Raw genomic sequence first — 19522 nt, 5'->3', positions numbered from 1 at the left:
TGCGGCCATACTGTCCGGCGGCGGGCTGCCAATGTCAAAATCAGCCCGCCGGAAGGTCAGACCCGCTCTATCGCCAATGCCAGTCCCATGCCGACGCCGATACACAGAGTAGCGATACCGCGCCTGCCCCCAGTCTTTTCCAACTGATGCACCAGCGTCATGGCGATGCGCGCGCCCGACATGCCGAGCGGATGGCCAAGCGCAATCGCGCCGCCGTTCGGGTTCACATGTGCCGCATCGTCGGGCAGCCCCAGCCCCCGCATCACCGCGATGCCTTGGCTGGCGAAGGCTTCATTCAGTTCGATCGCGTCGAAATCGCCGATGGACAGGCCCAGCCGGGCAAGCAGCTTCAGCGTCGCGGGCAGCGGCCCAATGCCCATGACCCGCGGTTCGACGCCGACCGATGCCATGCCCAGGATGCGGGCGCGGGGCGTCAGGCCATGGGCTTTGGCAGCGGCCTCGCTGGCCACGATCATCGCTGCCGCGCCGTCGTTGATCCCCGACGCATTGCCCGCCGTGACGGTCCTGTCGCTGCTTTTCTGCGCAGGGTGCGCAAGATGGTTGATGGGCCGCGATTATAAAGCAGCGGTGACCGCCGGCGGGATGCTTGGCTATATGCTGGGCACCACCGCCAATGCGATGGCGGCCAGCTATTCAAACGACGTCCCTCACATGACAAAGTTGTAATCTGCCGACCATCCAATGGTTAGGCCATACGATATATCGAGTGCGTCGGCTCACATGATGGCCACGTAAGTGAGAGGCGGCGCTCACCCCTGTTGCGCCGCCTCTCCAGTCGGATGAGCAAGCGATGCAAAGGCCAGTTTTCTACGATGCAACTGGCCGCAGGCGCCGATGGACATTGCCTGCCCTGTTCTGCCTGATCCTGGCCATGCTCGGCGCGGGAATGGCCTTTGCCTTCACCATCATCAGTGTCCCGGTGCTGCCTGCCATACCCTTGCAGATGGAACGCCGCCGTCCGGAAGGCATTGGTCAGCGACTGAACCATTTCCGGGCATCGATCAATTCCCGCCTCTCCGAATGGCTTCCTCACCGCGGCCCGGCCGCCACCCGACCTGTCAGCGTCGCCTTCTATGTTCCGTGGGACGATGCGAGCCGGGCCTCGTTGCGCCAGCATATCGGTCAGATCGATTGGGTTGCGCCAGCCTTGCTGACGATCACCGGAAAGCACCATGACTTGCAGATTGCGAATGATCCGCTCTTTACGTCCATCATCCGCACATCGGCTCATCGTCCGCGCATCATGCCAGTGGTACAAAATGCTGACGACGGCCGATGGGACGGAGGTGGGACGGCAACTCTCCTGCACAATCCGGCGGCGCGGCAAGTCTTGCTCATGCGACTGGTTCGATCGCTGAAAATGCTTCACGGTTCGGGCGTCATATTCGACCTGGAAGCGCTCCCGCCCAGCGCGCACACAGACTATCTGTCCTTCCTCAAAGAAGCAGCACAATTGCTGCACGACCATCATCAGCAGGTGATGCTGACCGTGCCGGTGGACGATGCGCTTTGGAACCTGCGTGCCTATGCGCGCGTTGCCGACCGCCTGTTCCTGATGGATTATGACCAGCATTTCATCGGCGATCGGCCGGGGCCCATCGCCGCGCAGCCCTGGTTCGTAGGTCGCTTGCGGGCGGTGCTGCACGAAGTCCCGGCATCCAAGGCGATAGTGGCGATCGGCAACTATGCCTATGATTGGACGCAGGGCGGCGGCCCTGCCTCCATCCTCTCGATCGAAGACGCGTGGCTGACCGCGCACGACTCTGGCGCGCCGATCCGTTTCGATGGCCGGAGCGGCAATGCAACGTTCGACTATGCCGAGGACGGCGCCGTCCATCATGTCTGGATGCTGGATGCCGCTAGTGCCTGGAACCAGGTGCGTTCCGCGCGGATCGCCGGAGCCGGTGGCATAGCTTTATGGCGATTAGGATCGGAGGATCCCGGCTTCTGGTCCGCTCTCGCGGGCGGGAGCGGCAAGGTGGAAGGCCTCGGACGGCTGACCAGTTTCAATTCGGTCGATGTCGAGGGTAATGGCGAGATCCTGCGGATCGACGATGTGCCGACCATTGGCTATCGGACGGTGCGCATGGGTTCACGCGCGCTCAGCGGGCTGATCATCGACGAACATTATTGCCGTCTCCCCACCCCTTATGTCATTCGGCGGACGGGGTATCGCCCGCACATGGTGGCGCTGACCTTCGACGATGGGCCGGATCCGGTCTGGACGCCGCCGATCCTGGATATATTGAAGCGCGCGCATGTGCCCGCCACCTTCTTCGTGATCGGCGAGAACGCAATCATGCATCCTTCGCTACTGCGCCAGATCATCGCGCAGGGCAGCGAGATCGGCAGCCATAGCTATACCCATCCCAACCTGTCCCAGGTCTCGGAAAGAGGCGTGTCGCTGGAGCTGAACAGTACGCAGCGGCTGGTGGAAGCCTATACCGGTCGGGCCATGCGCCTGTTCCGCGCTCCCTATTTCGGGGATGCCGAGCCCACCAGCACGGACGAAATCGGTCCCGCGCTGGAGGCACAGCGCGCCGGTTACCTGAATGTCGGCCTGCATGTCGATCCCGGCGACTGGACGAGGCCGGGCGTCGACGCGATCGTCGACCGCACCGTCCGGCAAGTGGAGGCCGGAACGGCAGACCGCTCCGCGCAGGTTGTCCTTCTGCATGACAGCGGCGGCGACAGGGCACAGACCGTCGCAGCCCTACCCCGCATCATCAAGCGGCTGGAGGCGAAGGGTTATCGCTTCGTCACCATATCCAGGCTCGCCGGCCTCACCCCCGACAAGGTCATGCCGCGAGTTGGCGGTGCAGACCTTGCCGCCGTGCGGATCGATATTGCCGTGTTCCTTGTACTGGCCGTGATTGCGGTCGCGCTCAAATGGCTGTTCTTTGCGGTCATCCTGTTCGGCATCGGTAGAGCGTTGATGCTCGCGGCGCTGGCGCTTGGCAGCCGCCTGCGCTCCAACCACGTGGAACCGCCACCGATGCCGACAGGCGCGCTCGTGTCGGTGATCATTCCTGCCTTCAACGAAGCCAAGGTGATCGAGGCATCGGTCCGCCGCGTACTGGCAAGCGAGCAGGTGACGCTGGACGTCATCGTCGTGGATGACGGCTCCACCGACGCGACGAGCGCCATCGTGACACGCGCATTCGCCGGGGATCAGCGCGTACGGTTGCTGACCCTTGCCAATGGTGGCAAGGCGGCGGCGCTCAATCGGGCGCTGGAGTTGGCGCGCGCGCCCATTATCGTCGCGCTTGATGCCGATACGCAGTTCGAACCCTTGACCATCGTCCGGCTCGCCCGCTGGTTTGCCGACGACAATGTGGGTGCGGTGGCTGGCAACGCCATGGTCGGCAACCGTGTGAACCTGGTCACGCGCTGGCAAGCGGTCGAATATGTGACGGCACAGAATCTGGAGCGGCGGGCGCTTGCCCGGTTCGGCGCGATCACGGTCGTGCCGGGAGCCGTCGGCGCGTGGCGACGTGCGGCGCTGGACGAGGTTGGCGGTTACCCGCTCGATACGCTGGCGGAGGATCAGGATCTGACGATCGCCGTCCAGCGCGCAGGCTGGCTTGTCGCCTATGATACTGAAGCGGTCGCATATACCGAAGCGCCCGAAAGCTTCCGCGCCCTCGCGAAGCAGCGCTTCCGCTGGGCCTATGGCACATTGCAATGCCTGTGGAAGCATCGTGGTATCTGGCGCGATGGCAAGCCTGCGGGGCTTTCCTGGGTTGGCTTGCCGCAGGCATGGCTGTTCCAGATCGGCTTTGCGCTCGTTTCCCCGATCATCGACCTTGCTCTGATCGCCAGTGGTATCGACACGATCGTGCGCGTGCACCAGCATGGTTGGGCGCAGACGCAAAGCGACGTGCTGCGCATGGGCCTGTACTGGATTGCCTTCTGCGCGATAGACGTTCTGTGCGGTGCTGTCGCCTATCGGCTGGAACCGCGCGAGCGGCGCTATCCCGCCTTGCTGCTGGTCGCGCAACGTTTCGTATACCGACAGATCATGTACGGCGTCGTGATCCGCGCTGTCGGCACCGCCATATTGGGTCCGTGGGTAGGCTGGGGCAAGCTTGAACGGAGCGGTCGGGTTCAGGCGTCAGGCGGCCCGACAGAAGAGCTGGCGGGATGGAGCAGAGCGGCATGAAATTAGTGGCAAGCACGATGCTGCTGCTATGCGGCGCAATATTGTTGTGCTTCTGCTATCTGGGATATTTGGGCGGGCACCTGTTCGACATCATGCCTGCCAAGGCGGGGCAAAAGGCGGATCGGCATGCGGTCGCGTTATTTTTGTCCGGTGACATGGGCTTCCATGCAGGCCTCGGCCCGGCGATTGCCGATCGTCTGACCATAGATGGGATCCCCGTCGTCGCCATCAATAGCCTTCATTTCTTCCGCATCCGCCGTACGCCGGAGCAAACGGGCGCTATGATCGCGGTCGGCCTGCGCCGGGCGATCGCGATTGATCCGGAGGCGCGGCTGCTGCTGCTCGGTCAATCTTTCGGAGCTGATGTCATCGCGCCTTCGCTGCCTTATGTGCCCAACGCGCTCCGGCGGCGGATTGCCTTTGTCGGCCTGATTGTCCCCGGCGGCACCCGGGAATGGCGCGCATCGCCCTCCGAGATGTTCTCGATCGGTGAACCTCAGGAGGACGCATCGCTTGCGGGGCGCAGATTGAGCTGGGTTCCGCTGCTCTGCATTCACGGCGCGGACGAACGATCGAGCCTTTGCCCCTCGCTTCATCAGCGCAACGCAATCTCCGTCCGCCTACCCGGCGGGCATGCACTGCATCATGATGCCGACACTGCCAGTGCGATATTATTGCGGGCGATAGACCGGACGCTGGCCTCGCCCGCCCACCCGACGTGATGTCGTGATCACCGCCCTGTTCTCTGCAACGCACCGGCGCAGTCTGACCGTCGTCATCCTCCTGCTGATGATGGGGCTGGGCCTGGCGATGGTGTTTCACCTTCTTTCCGAGGTGCGTGGACATGACCTGCGCGAAGCGATCCATGCCATCACGCCAGGCGCGATCGCTGGCGCATCGATCCTCACGATTCTCAGCTATCTCTCGCTCACGCTCTATGATCACATGGCGCTGCGCATCATCGGCAAGCATATCGTCTGGCGCACCGCGGCGCTCGCCTCCTTCTGCAGCTACACGCTGAGCCATAATTTGGGTCTGTCCCTGCTGACGGGCGGGTCCGCGCGTATGCGCATCTACGGCGCGGCTGGACTGGGGCCCGGCGACGTCGCGCGGGTGATCGCGTCTGCCAGCCTGTCGTTCTGGGGCGGGGTGGTGACCATGGCGGCACTGTTCCTTGCGATCGATCCGGTTCCAGTGTCGATCAAGGCTTTTCCCATCGGTGCCGACTCCGTTCGAGTCGCGGGCTTCCTTCTCCTTGGAACCATCGGGGGAGCGATGGCCGCGCTCAGGCGCGTGCCCCATCCTGTCCGGCTGTTCGGCTGGACGCTCGTGCTTCCGTCGCGTGCCCAAGCTGCGGCGCAGATCGGCATCGCCTGCATCGACCTGACGCTGTCCAGTGCAGCGCTGTTCATCCTGCTGCCTCACACCGCCCTGACGCTCTTCCCGGCCTTCTTCCTTGCCTATACGCTGGGCATCATCGTGGCGCTGATCAGCCATGTGCCAGGCGGCGTGGGGTTGTTCGAAGCGGTGGTGCTCGCCACCGTGCCGCACGTGGCGAGGCCTTCGCTTTTTGCGGCGCTACTGGCCTATCGCATCATCTATTATTTGCTCCCCTTGGCCGTTGCGGCGTTCCTGATCGTCCTGCATGAGCGACACGCCTGGCAGAGCCCTGTCCGGCGCGTGCTGAGCGGCGCCGAAAGCCTGGGCCGGGAGATTGCTCCGGCTGTCCTGGCCATGCTGGCGGCGGCCGGCGGCATAGTCCTTCTGGTGTCTGGATCGCTGCCCGCCATGCCCGCACGGTTCAGAACCCTGAGCGAAATCCTTCCCATGCCCTTTGTCGAAGCCTCGCACCTCGCCGCCAGCATGATCGGCGCGATGCTGGTGCTGCTGGCGTCAGGCCTCTACCGGCGGCAGGACGGCGCATTCTGGCTGACGCGGCTATTGTTACTGGCAGGGGCTGGATTTTCCCTGATGAAGGGGCTGGATTATGAAGAAGCGGTCGTCCTGCTCGTCATCACAGGCCTTCTGCAATGGAGCCGCCCCGCCTTCTACCGGAAGACCAGCCTGACCTCCGCCACGCTTGCGCCGGGTTGGATCGTGGCGCTTGCGGTCGCCATCGGCATCTCGATCTGGATCGGATTTTTCGCCTTCAAGCACGTCGATTACCAGAATAATCTGTGGTGGCAGTTCGGCAGCCATCATGACGCTTCCCGCTTCCTTCGCGCCGCCCTTGCGACCGGCGTGCTGCTGGTTTGTGCCGCACTGTGGCAGTTGCTTCGTCCGGCATCGCCGTTCGCCACCGGACCGATCCTATCGACGTCGCCTGGCAGGGAGGCGCTCGCGTCCGCTCGGAGGACCGATGCGTTTCTGGCCCTTACCGGGGACAAATTATTCCTTACCTCGCCATCGGGCGATGCGTTTCTCATGTACCAGATCCAAGGCCATAGCTGGATCGTGATGGGCGATCCTGTCGGCGACCGAAGTGAATGGGGCAACCTGCTCTGGGAACTGCGCGAGCGGGCGGACGCGGCACAAGGGCGGTTTCTGCTTTATCAGCTCAGCCTCGACGCACTGCCGCTTGCCGTCGACCTTGGCCTGTCGCTCGTCAAATATGGCGAGGAGGCGCGAGTAGATCTTTCCTGCTTCACGATTGACGGAGCCAAAGGCAAGCCTTTCCGTCACGCATTGCGCCGAGCCGAAGTGGAAGATGTCACGTTCGATGTCGTGCCAGCCGCAGATATCGCGCCGCTGCTTGACGAGATGAAGGCTGTGTCTGATCGCTGGTTGCAGGCCAAGGCCGTCTCTGAAAAGGCGTTCAGCGTTGGCCGGTTCGACGCCGCCTACATGCAGCGCTTCGACTGCGCGGTTGTACAACGCAAGGGCAGGATCATTGCCTTTGCCAACATCTGGGCGACCGCCGACCGCAGCGAACTCTCCGTGGATCTGATGCGCCATGATGCGGATGCGCCTGCCGGTATGATGGATTTCCTGTTCTGCCGCCTCATGCTCTGGGGAAAGGCGCATGGCTATCGCTGGTTCACCTTAGGCATGGCGCCGCTGTCGGGGCTGGAGGCGCGGCGGCTGTCACCACTTTGGGTGAAGGCAGGAGCGCTGGTCTTTGAGCATGGCGGCAGCCTCTACGGCTTCAAGGGACTTCGAGCCTATAAGGCGAAGTTCGAGCCATATTGGGAGCCGCGCTTTATCGCCGGGCCACAGGGCCTGTCGATGCTGCGGGCGATGCTCGATCTTCAGCGCCTGATTGAGGGCGGGTCAAAGAGCGCTGCCTGCAGGATGGGGAATGCTGGACGGAGGCGTCTCGATGGCCGATAGGATCACCATGAGCTACAAGGTGCTGCTCGTCGAGGATGACACCACGACGGCCGACTATATCGCAAAGGGCCTTGCCGAAGAGGGCTTCACGGTCGATCAGGCGGAAGACGGCCGAGAGGGCCTGTTCATGGCGACCGAGGCGAAGCATGATGTGATCATCCTTGACCGGATGCTGCCCGGCATGGACGGCATGGCGGTGCTCGCGGCCCTGCGGGCGGCGGGTATCGAAACGCCGATCATGATTTTGTCCGCGCTCGCGACCGCTGACGAACGGGTCAAGGGGCTGAACGGCGGATCGGACGATTATCTAGCCAAGCCTTTTGCCTTCGCCGAACTGCTGGCACGGCTGCGGATCATGCTGCGGCGTGGGAAGGTCGCACAGGCCGAGACGCGGATGACATGCGGCGATCTGGAAGTAGATCTGCTCTCCCGCAAGGCCGCGCGTGGGAGCCGGTCGATCGAACTGCAACCGCGGGAGTTTCGCCTGCTGGAATATATGATGCGCCACAAGGGCGAGGTCGTGACCCGGACCATGTTGCTGGAGGGGGTCTGGGATTATCATTTCGACCCAGGCACCAATGTCATCGATGTCCATATCAGCCGGTTGAGGCGCAAGATCGACGAAGATGGTGAACCGCCGTTTATCCACACGGTACGCGGCGCTGGGTATCGCCTGAGCGAGAATGGTTGATGCGCGTCATGCGCTGGCGCTATTCGGTCATTGGGCGCTTTGCCTTGCTGATCTTCCTGATGCAGATAGCCTGCGTGCTGGTATCGCTGTGGGCCGTCCATCGGTTCACCAGCCAATCGGTCAACCACGCCAGCCGCGAGATAGCGGTCGGCCTGCGCGACGATATATCGGCCACCTACGCCGCCGCCGGGCTTGCCGCGGCAGGCGCCACGGTACGCAGCCGCATCGCCGCCGATCCAGGCAGGGAAGCCATCCTGCTGCTCATGGGACCGGATGGGCGCCGCATCGCGGGCAATCTCGATAAATGGCCCTATCAGGTCGGCACGGCGGAATCGTGGCGTCTGGTGAACCTGCTGCATGTGCCTCGTCAACATGGCGATCCGCAGGTCATGGGCGTCGTCAGCACCCGTTTTCCCGACGGTACGCGCTTGCTGACCGGACATGTGGTGGAAACCGACCTGCGTTTCGGCGGCTATCTGGAAGCCGCACTGATGAGCGCTGTCCTGCTTGCGGTCCCGCTCGCAGCCGGGGCCGCCTGGCTCGCGGCCTCCATCATGCAAAGGCGCCTGCACGCCGTGGCCGATACGGCAAGCGCCGTGGAAACAGGCCAGATGGAGCGCCGTATCACCCTGAGCGGCAGCGGGGACATGTTCGATGCGTTGGGAGAAGCTATCAACGCCATGCTGGACCGGATAACCGGGCTTGTCGAGGAACTGCGCCTGGTGACCGACGGCTTGGCCCATGACCTGCGTTCGCCGCTCACCCGCCTGCGTGCCGTACTGGACAGCGCGCTGAAGCGAAGCAATGACGAGGCCGCCGCCAGCGCGCTTGAACGCGCGGTTGAGGAAAGCGACACGCTACTGCGGATGCTGGACACTGCCTTGCTCATCAGCCGTGCCGAAGCCGGGATCGGCCGGGAGAGCTTCATGCCGGTCGATACCGCAGCGCTGCTCCAGGATTTTCAGGACATGTACGGCGCCTTGGCAGAAGAGAGAAACGTAACAATCCTTGTGGACGCTGAACCAGGCGTGTTCCTCTTTTCGAATCGAGAGATGCTGGGACAGGCGCTTTCAAACCTGATCGATAATGCGCTTAAATATGGCGGGGATCGCATAAAGCTGTCAGCGCACCCAGAAGCCGGATCGATACTGATCCAGGTGGCTGACAATGGTCCCGGTGTTCCAGAAGAGCATCGCGCACGCGCGCTCAGCCGCTTCGCCCGGCTGGACATTTCCCGTCATATTGCAGGCGCAGGACTCGGCCTTTCGCTCGCTGCCGCTGTCGCGCGGCTGCACGGCGGCAAGCTTGTGCTGAGTGACGCGGCGCCTGGATTGCTCGTCACACTGTCATTTCCATATTCGGAGAGCGATGGTGAGGCTCGGCAATCGAAGTCGCCGCCTTAGCATTCCTCCGGCAGCCCGAGATCGCAAAGCATCAGGCGGCGCGCCGCAAGGCTAACGGCTCTTCCGGCATTCCAAATCCGTCGCCTGATGGCGGCGGAGCCTGTTTCAGAAATTTCTCTCCAGCCGCAAGCTGATTGTTCGTGGCTGAACTGGTGTTCGCTGGCTGATGGCATCTATGGTAAAGGGATTGCCATACGCGAAGCTGTCTTCGCGCTGGTCAAGAAGATTGAAGAGCGTCAACCCCGCTCTCAGACTACCCTTGATGGCTTCAATGCCAATGTCGGTGACCCAAAAATCACCCATCTTCCTGTCTAGCAAAGGATCAAAACTTAGTCGGGCGGACCCGGTATAACGTGCGGAGAAGAATCCCCGGGTGAGCGTAGAGCCGATCGGTTTGGCATAAGATAGCCTCACGCTACCTGCACAATCGGGCAGAATCGGCAGCCGCGTGTCGTCTCCCGACGCGCCGGCAGCAACCGACGGGTGCGTCAGCCGACCGCGTTGAACCGTGACATTGGTCTCAATTGTCCAGGGGATGACGCGAAACTCTCCCGATAATTCTACGCCGATATTATGAGCCCGACCGGCATTGATGGTGCGGACGAGATGATCGGTGCCGAGAACATCGCTCTGTACATTCTTCCATTGAAGCCCGAACAGACTGCCACTCAGTCGAAAACGCTCATCCGTTCCGCTCAGTCGCCAACCGAGCTCGATGCTCTTGAGGTCGTCCGATCGGAAAGATTGGGATTTCGGATCGCCATTGGGGTTGATGCCGCCGGGGCGGATGGCGCTCGCGTAGCGGAGCCAGAGCAATCTCTGTGCAGCAGGATGCCAAGACAGGGCAAGGCTTGGGGTGAAGCCATATTCCCGCGCGCTGCGATTTGCCTGTCCATCCTGTTCGTTATTCACATGGGAGAGATAGGCGCGGCCGCCGAGAGTTATCTTCCATTCATTCGCGAAAGGCTGGGCGAGTTCGCCGAAAAATGCACCTTCGAAACTATCATTATGTTGTGCAAGGACTGTCACCGCTTGACCTGTTACAGGCAGGAATCTGTCCGTGAGCGTATTTTCCGCCTTAAGCAGCGTAAGACCGGCGACCCATGGCCGTGAAGCAGATGTTTCGCTCAACCGGACTTCTTGCGTCATCAGGCGCAGCAAGCGCCGTTCGTCGAAACCAAGCGGCGCCGCCAGCCCAAGGGCTGCGGCCTGGGACGTGGCGTCATACCGGCTGCTAAATTCATGCGTCACATAGGCGGTGGACGATGTGAGATCGAGCGCCCCGATCTGGCCGCCGATCGTCGCCGTCGTAACCAGAAAATCATTATCGTGCGGTTCGGCCAAAGCAGTTCCGCGCGCGAGCCCGTGAAAGGCATATTGGCTGTCACGCACATTCAGCCACTGCGCGGTGACGCCAAGATCGACATGCCAATCGTCGGCAACTTGCCAGCCGAGCATGGCGCGCCCGCCGACGCGCTGGGTGCGGTTGACGTCGTCCTTGTCCCTCTGCCGATCATCGATCCAGCCGCCGGTCCGTTCGGTATAGGCGGAAAGGCGCAGAGCCATACGGTCCAATAGCAGCGGTGCGTTGAGCGTCCCTTCGATCGCTCCGCCCGCGCTGCCATGGCTGATCTGGCTGGCTTCCAGGCCGGCCATCCCCGACCAGTGCTGCAAGTCGGGCTTTTTGGGGATGATCCTGACAATCCCGCCGAGGGCGCCTGATCCGTACAGTGTGCCCTGAGGGCCGCGCAGAAATTCTATACGATCAATGTCGATAACGCGCAGATCGGGATCAGGGGTTGCGTAGCTTACGCGCGCATCATCCAGATACAGGTTCACCGTGGACTGGGTTGATCCGTTGAACGGACTGTCCGCGACACCGCGCAGGAAAATGCGGTTACGACCTGGCCCCAGATTGGTCGCAAAGGCTCCTTGCGTATAGGGCAATATCCCGCCAACATCATGGGCACTGGCGGCCCCTTCGCCGAATTCGGGCTGGATGACGCTGATTGCGATCGGCACATCGCTCAGCATCTCTTCGCGCTTCGTCGCCGTAACCACGATTTCAACAGGCGAAGTAGCGATCCGGACCGCAGCCCGCGCAGTTGTGTCGGACTGGGCGGGCACCGTTTCCAGCCGCCAAAGCGCCGGACCTGCGCGAACCGCACGCAACCCAGATCCTTTCAGCAGTTTTCGCAGCGCGGCGTCGGTACTCATCACACCACTGACGCGCGGCGTACGGCGGGCCGGGATGGTGCCCGCCATGCCCACCGATATGCCGGTTTGCTTCGCCAGTTCGGTCAGCGCCGCCTCCAGCGATCCTGCGGCGATGTCAATCCTGCGCGGCTCCGCATGTGCGGTGCCGCAGGAAAGGCTAGCGAGCGCTGCGCCCCACCAGGCGCATCGTGCCATCCCTTTCCACGGCTTCGACCGGAAGCAGGGCTTCAATCTGTTCCACCAACCCCGCACCATCGCTGATCGTCAGCACTCCAGAAAGCCGCAAATCGCCGATCGTTGGATCGACCATGACTTGCCGACCGACATAGCGCGACAGATCGGCCGCTACCAGTGTGAGAGGGGCGGCGTTGTAGATCAATTGTCCACGACGCCATGCACCGATGGCAGCGATATCAACCGCGCCAACCTTCGCTTCGCCGCTGCCGGTTATCACGTCCATTCGCTTTCCCGCGGCGATCGTCACGCCCTTAGCTGCCTTCGGCGCAACGACCACGCTTCCGTCGCTGACCGCGATGCTCAGTTGCTGTGGCGTGACGACGAGATCGAATCTGGTGCCGATGTCGCGCACTTCATAGGCGCCCGCCGCTATCGTGAAGCGGCGCGACGGGTCGTGCCGCACATCGAAAAACGCGGCGCCACTACGCATGTCCACACGCGGCGAGGGCCCATCGGCAAGCGCCAGTCGGGAATTGCGATCCAGCAGGATATGGCTGCCGTCCTTCAGCACGATCATCCGCGTTGTATCAGGGCCCGTCGCATAGGCCACAATATCTTCCACATTCGGCGCTGTCAGGCGCATCGCGACAACGGCCGCGAGCGCAACCATGGCGGCAACGCCCCCGCCCATCCACCAATAGCGGCAGGAACCGGTCGACGAAGCGACCTCACCCCTGTCGTTTGCGGGCAAAGCTGCGAGGATTGCCGGGCGAAGCGCGTCGATGTCCGCGTCGATCAGGGCCACGGAATCATAAGCCGTGCGATGCGCGGCGTCGGCATCGAGCCAGGCCGCGAAACCGTCCCAATCCATATATGGCGCGTCGAGACGCGCGTGCCATGACGCGGCCTCCATCGCGATATCGCCCTCCCTGTCGGCGGGCATGTTCATTTCGACCTCCCGTTCATGACCATTACCCCTTGCCGATGAGACGCCACCGGACGCAAACCACCCCAGCCCTGCCGCGTCATCGCTCGATTGCCTGGCGCAGATGGCGCAGAGCGACAGCGATATGCTTTTCAACAGCGCTGCGGCTGATGCCGAACTCCGCCGCGACCTCTGCATGGCTGAGGCCATCCAGCTTGTGCCGGCGGAAAACGCGCGCCGCCCCCGGTGGCAGCGCGTCGATTGCTTTTGCAAGATGTGCGGCTTGATCGCGCCCTTCAACAACGTCGTAGGGCGATGGGCTTTCGTCCGTGGCCTCCCCTCCCCTGTGCTCGACAACGGTAGCCGACCAGCCCTGCTCTCGCCTGATCCGCCGTTGCCGCTCGCGAACGCGGTCGACGACGATATTCATCCCGGTCCGATACAGAAAGGCCATGGGATTGGCGACCGGCCCGGTGTCTGCCCGCGCCACATGCAGCCAGATCTCCTGCACGACATCCTCGGCCTCTGCCTCACTGCCGGTACGACTCGTGAAAAATCGCAATAGCTGGGTTCGTTGCGCCGCCAGAACGGCCGTGAGACCCTCCGCACAATTTTGTTCGTTCTCGACGGCCCACCTCCCGGGCACCCGATCGGGCGTAGCCGCTGTCGTCATTATAGCGTTAATCCAGCCGTCTGCCATTTACACAGGTCGCGGCACTCAAGGAAACCCGCATTATTGGATCCCGGTACAAGCCACCCGCGCGCCCGCACCTCCGATCGGCTGCGTCGCATAGTCGTCCGCATTGGCATGGATGACCAGTGCAGATCCGTCGGCATCGAGCAGGTTGGACCGCGTTGTCCCGTCGCGCAGGGCAACGAACGGCGAAAACAACTCCGCCTTCACGACGCCTTGCGCATCGGCGAAGATATTAGACAGGTCGCCAAGATCGTTTCCGGCCGGGTTCAGCAATCCATGGAAGGTGGGTGTCACCATATGGACATGGCCGTCGGCCGATTTGAACATCGGGTCCGTGCAATCCGCCTTCTCATGGAAATGAACGGCGTGCCAACCCGGCTGCAAACCAGTCGCTTCAATATGCACCAATACGCCATTGGGTGCGTCTTTCAGCCTCACTTCGCCGCTGACGCCGGTCTTCGAATTGCCAAAGCTGTAACGCTTGCCGGTCTCTGCCGGGGCCGCAGCCACGAGAGTGCATGACGCAAGCAGCAAAATGGGCAGGCGGGGCATAATCTTCTCCCTGAAAAAGCCTTTCGGCGGCGCGGTCGGCATGAGACGCCACGGATCGACTGTCCCCTCAGTCATGCTGATCCAAAATTTCGATCCGGCTGTGCCTGAAGCTGTGGTCGGCCTCCCGCGGCGGCGTCGATTGGTGGAAAGCGACGAACATGGGAAAGGCGCGCAATGAGACGTCAACGAAATCGAAGACTGATGGTCATCGTAGGGTGCGCGGCCAGCCTGTGGCTATCGCCGGCATCGGCCAGCGCGGCTCCTTTGGAAGTCAGGGCCGACCATGTCAGGCCTGGCCGCGGATGGATCCGCTTCGCTCTATATCGTGGCGCCAGGGGATTCCGCCATGAGGAGCAAGCGGTCAAGGTGATACAAGTTCGCGCGACCGCAGCATCCGTGACGGCGCAGTTCGATGATCTGCCTCCCGGCGAATATGCGGTAATCGCCTATCATGATGCCAATGAAGACCGGAAGCTCGATCTGCGCTTCGGTATGTTCCCGACGGAGGGATGGGGGCTGTCCAACAATCCTCACATCATGGGGCCACCCAGCTTCAGTGCATCCAGCTTCACCGTGAACGAGCAGGGCAGCGCGATCGCCATCAATCTGCGTTATTGAGCGAGCCTGGGTCAGGTGGCGTAGGCCGTAGCCAACAGCCCCTGTATGCCGGGCGCAACGGTTCTGGTTTCGATTCTGATCCGTGCAGGATCGAAACCACCCGTCATCAGGGCTGATCCAAGTTGGTGCTCGTCATACAGGCGATGAAGTCCTTCGCGCGTGAAGGCCCAGTTTTCCATCGTGTTGCGGTGAGTGACATATGAGACGAGGCGACCGCCGGGCCTGAGATATGTGCGGATAGCATCGATCATCGCAGACGCCTCGTCGCAGAAATAGAGGATGTTGAGTGCGAGGGCAGCATCAAACATGCCGGGCGGACATGGCAGGTCTTCCAATCGGCCATGATGTAGTTCCACCCGGTCGCGCCCGGACGTCTTCATGCGGGACCGGGCGCGGCGAATCATCGTCGCCGACTGATCGACGGCGATGATCCGGCAGGAGGCGCGTCGGAAGATGTCCTGTGTTGCGGCTCCGGTCCCGCAACCGGCATCCAGCAGGACTTCGCCGTCCGCGGGCGCCAGAAGGTCGATCGCCATCCGCATCGGCGCCCGGTTGGCGACGTCCATCGCCGCGCCGCACAGCGCGCCGGCAAAACCGCTCGGCTCGGCCAGCTGCCGCGCAAGCGAACGCGCGAATCCCATCAGCCGATCTTCTTCAGCAGGCCCTGCACTTCCCTGCGGCGTCCGGTATCCCAGACGGGTCGATCCGGATCATGTGGGGCACGCAGCGCCTTTGCGAGCGCGGCCTTCGCACCGGCCGTGTCGCCCTGGTCATAGAGGAAGTCGCCCCAGAAATAATTGGCGTCGAGACCATCGGGATCGAGCGCGAGCGCCTGTTGCAGCAGCTGGCGCGCGCGCGCATCGTCGCCAAAGCCGATCGGCGAGCCCGGCACCTTATAATAAAGGACGCCAAGGCTCATCGCCACGCCGCCATTGCCCGCGCGCGGATTGATGGCATAGGCGCGAGTCAATATGTCCCGGGCGCGGGTGGCGAGGCCCAGCTTGTGGAAGATATTGGCGCGGTTGGCCTGTTCACTGACCACAATTCCCTGCCACAGGAGCGGCTCGGCCTGTTTGGGGTAACGCGCCACGACCTGATCTGCCTGCCGTGCCAGCTGGTCCAGCGCGGTCGTTTGGTGGCTGGAGCCATTCATCTGGTATGAAATGCGCGCCCAGTTGTCGTTGATCGACTTCACCTCCTCGGGCATCCCGGCCGTTGCCGCGGTCGGCACGGCAACGGCCAGCAAGGTCGCCAGTACGAAATGGATTTTCATGACTTCCTCTCCTATTATTTTTGACAGAATTCGGCTCGGGCGCGGCGAATTTGCGGCGCGATGCCATTATCGATGACGCGCGGCGAAAGGGCGTTCAGGATCGCATAAAGTCGCTCCATGCGCCCGATCGAGACTGACTGGCGGCGTTGCAGGATCGCATTCAATATCTTGCTGGCCACAGCATCCGGCTCATCGGCTTTCATGTTGGTGATCGCCAGGAAACGGTTGACGTCGCTGTTGTTGAGCTGCGTCCTGGCTGCGCGCGGACTGACATGCGTGACCTCGACGCCGCTACCGGCCAGTTCGCGCCGAAGGCTTTGGCTGAGTGCCGCAAGGCCCGCCTTGCTGCTGGAATAGGCTGCGAACCAGGGATAGGGAATGGCACCCAGCACCGACCCGATATTGACGATCCGGCCGTGGCCGCGCCCGCGCATCGGCGCTGCTACAGCCTGCGCCAAGACCGCCGGCACATAGAGATTGACGCGATAGCAAAGCGCAAGGCCGTCGGTCGATTGATCCTCATGCAGGCCAAAGCGCATGACGCCAGCCAAGTTGATCAATATGTCCGGCGTGTCGGTCGCCAGCGTCTGTGCGAGCGCGGTCAACGATCCGTCATCGGCAAGGTCGGTGACGATGCTGTCGTCGCACGCCGCGCATTCCATCCGGTCTATGCCGGTGACGTGGGCACCCTGTGCGCGGAGCATTCCCGCGAGCGGCGCGCCGAGCCCGCCCGCCGCACCCGTCAGCACGACCCGTTTTCCTTCAAGCTGCTGCAAGGTCGTCCTCCATGGGAATGGCTGCGAAAAGGCCTGCGAACAGGTCGAATATGTCGTTTGCCATGGCGACGATGGCCTCTTCGTCTGCGCGATCATCGAGGCTGTTCACCAGCTTTTCGAAAAAGCGCATATGATCCTGATCCAGAGCGCCATGCGACGTCAGATAGGTGAAGGCGGATGCAGGCAGGCCCAGTGACGATTGCACCGCTTCGGCGCCATTGCTCGCCAGCGCGATGCTCGTCCCCTCCAGCACGAAAACCATGCCGAAGAAGGCCGCCGGATTGCCGTTGGTCAGCGTGGCATAGGCGTGGTCGACCATGCGCGCGGTCGCCGGCGAGGGGCCCTGCGCCAACACTGCGTCGACGTTGCCGCCCGCCGCGCGGATGTCGTCGAGGATCCAATGTTCATGGCCTTCCTCTTCCGCGATATAGTCGTCGAGCGCTTCCACAAGCATCGGCTTGGCCGACAGGCCTGCGCGCGCCAGACGCATCAGCGGAACGGTATGGCTGACATGATGATAGGCTTGGCTCAGATAGGCCACATAGGTCGCGCGGCTGATCTGTCCCGCAAGGCCAGCCTGCAATTGCGGCACAGTCATCAGGCGCGCACGCGCCGGTGCGGTTTCTGCGCACAGCCGGTCGAAGAAGGGTCTACGCGCGGCGCGATCCCGGATGGCAGCGCGACGCAAGCGGCCATTGGGCGTCAGCGTGCCGTCCGTCGGCAGGAAGGGGTAGGACGGTTGCCAGCGGTCGATCTGCGCATAGGCCGGCAGGCCCGCATTGGCAGCCGCCACGCCTGCGGCGATATCGGCGTCACGGGACGAAGGCACGATGAAGGCGCTCAATGTCGCCTCGCCGTCACCATAGACCATAGCCTGCGCGATCTGCGGCTGCGCGACCAGTTGCTCCTCTACCCATTCGGGCGCGACGTTCCGGCCGAAACTGGTGATGATGAGGCTGGATTTGCGGCCGACGATCGAAAGCCGTCCCGCTTCGTCCATCGCGCCGATATCGCCGGTGAAGATAGGGCCGCTCTCACGCGGATGCCCCACCGTGCCGAGATGAAAATCGCCATCGACAACGATTTCCCCGTCGGGTGCCAGCGAGACGGTCGCATGGTCCAACGGATAGCCCACTGAGCCGCGATCGCGCTCACCGACGGTTTCGAGCGATATGACCGATCCGCATTCGGTAAGGCCATAGCCTTGCAGCACGGGCAATCCGACCTGCTCCGCACGCTGCATCAGCGAAACGGGCAGACGAGAACCGCCCACGGCGACGATGCGCAGATCGGGCAGGCGCGTGTTCGTCCGCTCCATATAATCTACCAGCCGCGCCAGATATTCCGGCACGAGGATCAGGCTGGTCGCCGCCTGGCTCTTTATCGCCTCTACCATCTTGGCGTCATCCGCCATGAAAGGGTTGGCGAGCCCGACGACTGAAGGCGAACGGACGAGATAGCGGCCCCCGGCGTGCAGCGCCGCATAGAGGCCGGCGACATTTTCAAGCAGCACCGCCAGGGGCAGCAGCGGCAGATGGATGCCGGCCATCCCTTCGCCGAGCCTGCCGACAATCGCCTGCGCCGTTTGCAACATCAGCCGCTCGTCAAGGCAAATGCCCGTCGGATCGCCAGTCGATCCGGACGTGTAGCTGATCTTCGCCGTGCCGGATGGCAGCGTTGCTGGCGCATAGGCCAGTGGCACGATGCCGTCGGGCGTGATCATCGCCACGGCGCCTGCATCGGCGAGGGCCTTGTCCCGTTGCATCGCGGTGAAGAAGCCAGGCAGTGGAATGCACGGACGTCCCATCGACAGTAGCGCAAGATCAGCCAAGACCCAGTCGATGCCATTATCCAATGCTATCGCGACAGGTCCGACAGCGGTCGTCGCCCGCTCGATGCTGTCCTCCATGGCCGTGACCAGATTGGGCAATTCAGCGTACGCGATCTGGCGACATCCATCATCGATGGCGATTCGTTGCCCGCGCTGTTCAGCGCGCGCGAAAATCGCTTGCAGCAGGGTGCTCATTGGCGTGCCCCCGGTCCAAAGGCTTGCAAGGCGGCACATCCCGCCGCGATCTCGCCGGCGCAAACGATCGGGCGGGTGTCATAATAGGAGCCCCAACGGCCCCGTGCATCTGCATACAGCCTATCAGGGTCTGCTGTCGCCAGTTCGACAAAGGGAAGACCGACCCGCGCGAACATCTTGCGCAAAGGCAAGGTGAGCGTGGCGACGGCCACCCTGTGCTGGCCGACCAGGCTGGCAGCTGCGCTGTTCCAAAGCGTCAGCATTGCCGCAGTTGGGACCGCAGCCAGACATCCGATCTCCACGATCGCATCGCGCGGAACGGCATACCCGAACGCCAGAGAAACAGCCTGCTCAATCGGTGCGCTGAGATAGGTTTCGAGGAACAGGGCTTCGTTGGACGCGGGGCGCACGGCTAGTGCTGCCATGGGTTGCTTGCTCTGCGCGTGAACGACGTGCCACTGGTCATAATTCATGCAAGGCTGGGCGCCATGCTGCTCCGCAAATCGATTGGCTACAAAGGCCCTAACGGCTTCGCTCATCGGCAATACTCACTCAGGATTGCTGGCTAGACGCCACTGCACGGGCCCCACCTCAGTCGGTCGATAAAAAATCGATGATGCGAGTAAAATTTCCAACTCATGATTGTTGGAAACG

Annotated in this window: 16 protein-coding genes and 1 pseudogene; 7 read left to right on the top strand and 10 right to left on the bottom strand. The window is 62.6% G+C overall.

Annotation, left to right across the window (positions count from 1 at the left end; all coding sequences use genetic code 11):
* Positions 1-56: 56 nt before the first annotated feature.
* Positions 57-524 (bottom strand): annotated as a pseudogene (locus NUH86_RS21840) (3-oxoadipyl-CoA thiolase); the annotation flags it as partial.
* Between NUH86_RS21840 and NUH86_RS24785 the strand changes: the two are divergent.
* From NUH86_RS24785 to NUH86_RS21810, 6 genes are all read left to right on the top strand, one after another.
* The gene (locus NUH86_RS24785; protein WP_323749033.1) at positions 448-687 is read left to right on the top strand and encodes a sodium/glutamate symporter; all 240 of its coding nucleotides are present in this window, start codon (positions 448-450) and stop codon (positions 685-687) included. The pseudogene NUH86_RS21840 and the gene NUH86_RS24785 overlap by 77 nt on opposite strands.
* A 124-nt stretch (positions 688-811) precedes the next feature.
* On the top strand, positions 812-4183 hold the full coding sequence (locus NUH86_RS21830; RefSeq protein WP_267252566.1) for a polysaccharide deacetylase family protein: 3372 nt from the start codon (positions 812-814) through the stop codon (positions 4181-4183).
* Complete coding sequence (locus NUH86_RS21825; protein WP_267252565.1) at positions 4180-4905, top strand: AcvB/VirJ family lysyl-phosphatidylglycerol hydrolase; 726 nt, start codon at positions 4180-4182, stop codon at positions 4903-4905. The genes NUH86_RS21830 and NUH86_RS21825 overlap by 4 nt, the downstream gene beginning before the upstream one ends.
* Positions 4906-4909: 4 nt before the next feature.
* On the top strand, positions 4910-7513 hold the full coding sequence (gene mprF, locus NUH86_RS21820; protein WP_267252564.1) for a bifunctional lysylphosphatidylglycerol flippase/synthetase MprF: 2604 nt from the start codon (positions 4910-4912) through the stop codon (positions 7511-7513).
* A 7-nt stretch (positions 7514-7520) separates the two neighbouring features.
* Positions 7521-8204, top strand: a complete 684-nt coding sequence (locus NUH86_RS21815; protein WP_267253030.1) for a response regulator transcription factor — start codon at positions 7521-7523, stop codon at positions 8202-8204.
* Positions 8204-9607 carry a sensor histidine kinase gene (locus NUH86_RS21810; protein ID WP_267252563.1) on the top strand — a complete coding sequence of 468 codons (1404 nt, stop codon included), beginning with the start codon at positions 8204-8206 and terminating at the stop codon, positions 9605-9607. Before NUH86_RS21815 ends, NUH86_RS21810 begins: the two co-directional genes overlap by 1 nt.
* Before the next feature lie 105 nt (positions 9608-9712).
* Here NUH86_RS21810 and NUH86_RS21805 read toward each other — a convergent pair whose 3' ends face one another.
* The 4 genes from NUH86_RS21805 to NUH86_RS21790 all read right to left on the bottom strand — a co-directional run bounded on the left by NUH86_RS21805 (position 9713) and on the right by NUH86_RS21790 (position 14217).
* Positions 9713-12019 carry a TonB-dependent receptor domain-containing protein gene (locus NUH86_RS21805; protein WP_267252562.1) on the bottom strand — a complete coding sequence of 769 codons (2307 nt, stop codon included), beginning with the start codon at positions 12017-12019 and terminating at the stop codon, positions 9713-9715.
* Complete coding sequence (locus NUH86_RS21800; protein ID WP_267252561.1) at positions 11982-12950, bottom strand: FecR family protein; 969 nt, start codon at positions 12948-12950, stop codon at positions 11982-11984. Before NUH86_RS21800 ends, NUH86_RS21805 begins: the two co-directional genes overlap by 38 nt.
* Before the next feature lie 76 nt (positions 12951-13026).
* Entirely contained in the window at positions 13027-13572 is a 546-nt protein-coding gene (locus tag NUH86_RS21795; RefSeq protein ID WP_416365389.1) for a sigma-70 family RNA polymerase sigma factor, read from the bottom strand.
* 87 nt (positions 13573-13659) lie between these two features.
* A complete protein-coding gene (locus NUH86_RS21790; protein ID WP_267252560.1) occupies positions 13660-14217 on the bottom strand; it encodes a superoxide dismutase family protein in 558 nt (185 codons plus the stop codon).
* A gap of 132 nt (positions 14218-14349) precedes the next feature.
* Here NUH86_RS21790 and NUH86_RS21785 point away from each other — a divergent pair, with 132 nt between their 5' ends.
* Complete coding sequence (locus NUH86_RS21785; protein ID WP_323749032.1) at positions 14350-14793, top strand: DUF2141 domain-containing protein; 444 nt, start codon at positions 14350-14352, stop codon at positions 14791-14793.
* Positions 14794-14804: 11 nt separating this feature from the next.
* Here NUH86_RS21785 and NUH86_RS21780 read toward each other — a convergent pair whose 3' ends face one another.
* The 5 genes from NUH86_RS21780 to NUH86_RS21760 are packed head-to-tail and all read right to left on the bottom strand — an operon-like array spanning position 14805 to position 19407.
* The gene (locus tag NUH86_RS21780) at positions 14805-15434 is read right to left on the bottom strand and encodes a class I SAM-dependent methyltransferase (RefSeq protein WP_267252558.1); all 630 of its coding nucleotides are present in this window, start codon (positions 15432-15434) and stop codon (positions 14805-14807) included.
* Complete coding sequence (locus tag NUH86_RS21775; RefSeq protein WP_267252557.1) at positions 15434-16066, bottom strand: tetratricopeptide repeat protein; 633 nt, start codon at positions 16064-16066, stop codon at positions 15434-15436. The genes NUH86_RS21780 and NUH86_RS21775 overlap by 1 nt, the downstream gene beginning before the upstream one ends.
* A gap of 14 nt (positions 16067-16080) precedes the next feature.
* Positions 16081-16842: an SDR family NAD(P)-dependent oxidoreductase gene (locus tag NUH86_RS21770; protein WP_267252556.1), complete on the bottom strand. Its 762-nt coding sequence runs from the start codon at positions 16840-16842 to the stop codon at positions 16081-16083.
* Positions 16829-18868 carry an AMP-binding protein gene (locus tag NUH86_RS21765; RefSeq protein ID WP_267252555.1) on the bottom strand — a complete coding sequence of 680 codons (2040 nt, stop codon included), beginning with the start codon at positions 18866-18868 and terminating at the stop codon, positions 16829-16831. Before NUH86_RS21765 ends, NUH86_RS21770 begins: the two co-directional genes overlap by 14 nt.
* Positions 18865-19407: a thermostable hemolysin gene (locus tag NUH86_RS21760; protein WP_267253028.1), complete on the bottom strand. Its 543-nt coding sequence runs from the start codon at positions 19405-19407 to the stop codon at positions 18865-18867. Before NUH86_RS21760 ends, NUH86_RS21765 begins: the two co-directional genes overlap by 4 nt.
* Positions 19408-19522: the final 115 nt, after the last annotated feature.

Source organism: Sphingobium sp. JS3065 (assembly GCF_026427355.1).
Lineage (GTDB): Bacteria > Pseudomonadota > Alphaproteobacteria > Sphingomonadales > Sphingomonadaceae > Sphingobium.
The sequence above is the reverse complement of the archived record's forward strand: the minus strand, read 5'-3'. Positions and strand labels throughout refer to the sequence as shown.

Coding starts and splice junctions, on each gene's coding strand:
- NUH86_RS21830 (WP_267252566.1), top strand. CDS start 812: ATGCAAAGGCCAGTTTTCTACGATGCAACTGGCCGCAGGCGCCGATGG.
- NUH86_RS21825 (WP_267252565.1), top strand. CDS start 4,180: ATGAAATTAGTGGCAAGCACGATGCTGCTGCTATGCGGCGCAATATTG.
- NUH86_RS21815 (WP_267253030.1), top strand. CDS start 7,521: ATGAGCTACAAGGTGCTGCTCGTCGAGGATGACACCACGACGGCCGAC.
- NUH86_RS21810 (WP_267252563.1), top strand. CDS start 8,204: ATGCGCGTCATGCGCTGGCGCTATTCGGTCATTGGGCGCTTTGCCTTG.
- NUH86_RS21805 (WP_267252562.1), bottom strand. CDS start 12,019: ATGGCACGATGCGCCTGGTGGGGCGCAGCGCTCGCTAGCCTTTCCTGC.
- NUH86_RS21800 (WP_267252561.1), bottom strand. CDS start 12,950: ATGAACATGCCCGCCGACAGGGAGGGCGATATCGCGATGGAGGCCGCG.
- NUH86_RS21790 (WP_267252560.1), bottom strand. CDS start 14,217: ATGCCGACCGCGCCGCCGAAAGGCTTTTTCAGGGAGAAGATTATGCCC.
- NUH86_RS21785 (WP_323749032.1), top strand. CDS start 14,350: ATGAGACGTCAACGAAATCGAAGACTGATGGTCATCGTAGGGTGCGCG.
- NUH86_RS21780 (WP_267252558.1), bottom strand. CDS start 15,434: ATGGGATTCGCGCGTTCGCTTGCGCGGCAGCTGGCCGAGCCGAGCGGT.
- NUH86_RS21775 (WP_267252557.1), bottom strand. CDS start 16,066: ATGAAAATCCATTTCGTACTGGCGACCTTGCTGGCCGTTGCCGTGCCG.
- NUH86_RS21765 (WP_267252555.1), bottom strand. CDS start 18,868: ATGAGCACCCTGCTGCAAGCGATTTTCGCGCGCGCTGAACAGCGCGGG.
- NUH86_RS21760 (WP_267253028.1), bottom strand. CDS start 19,407: ATGAGCGAAGCCGTTAGGGCCTTTGTAGCCAATCGATTTGCGGAGCAG.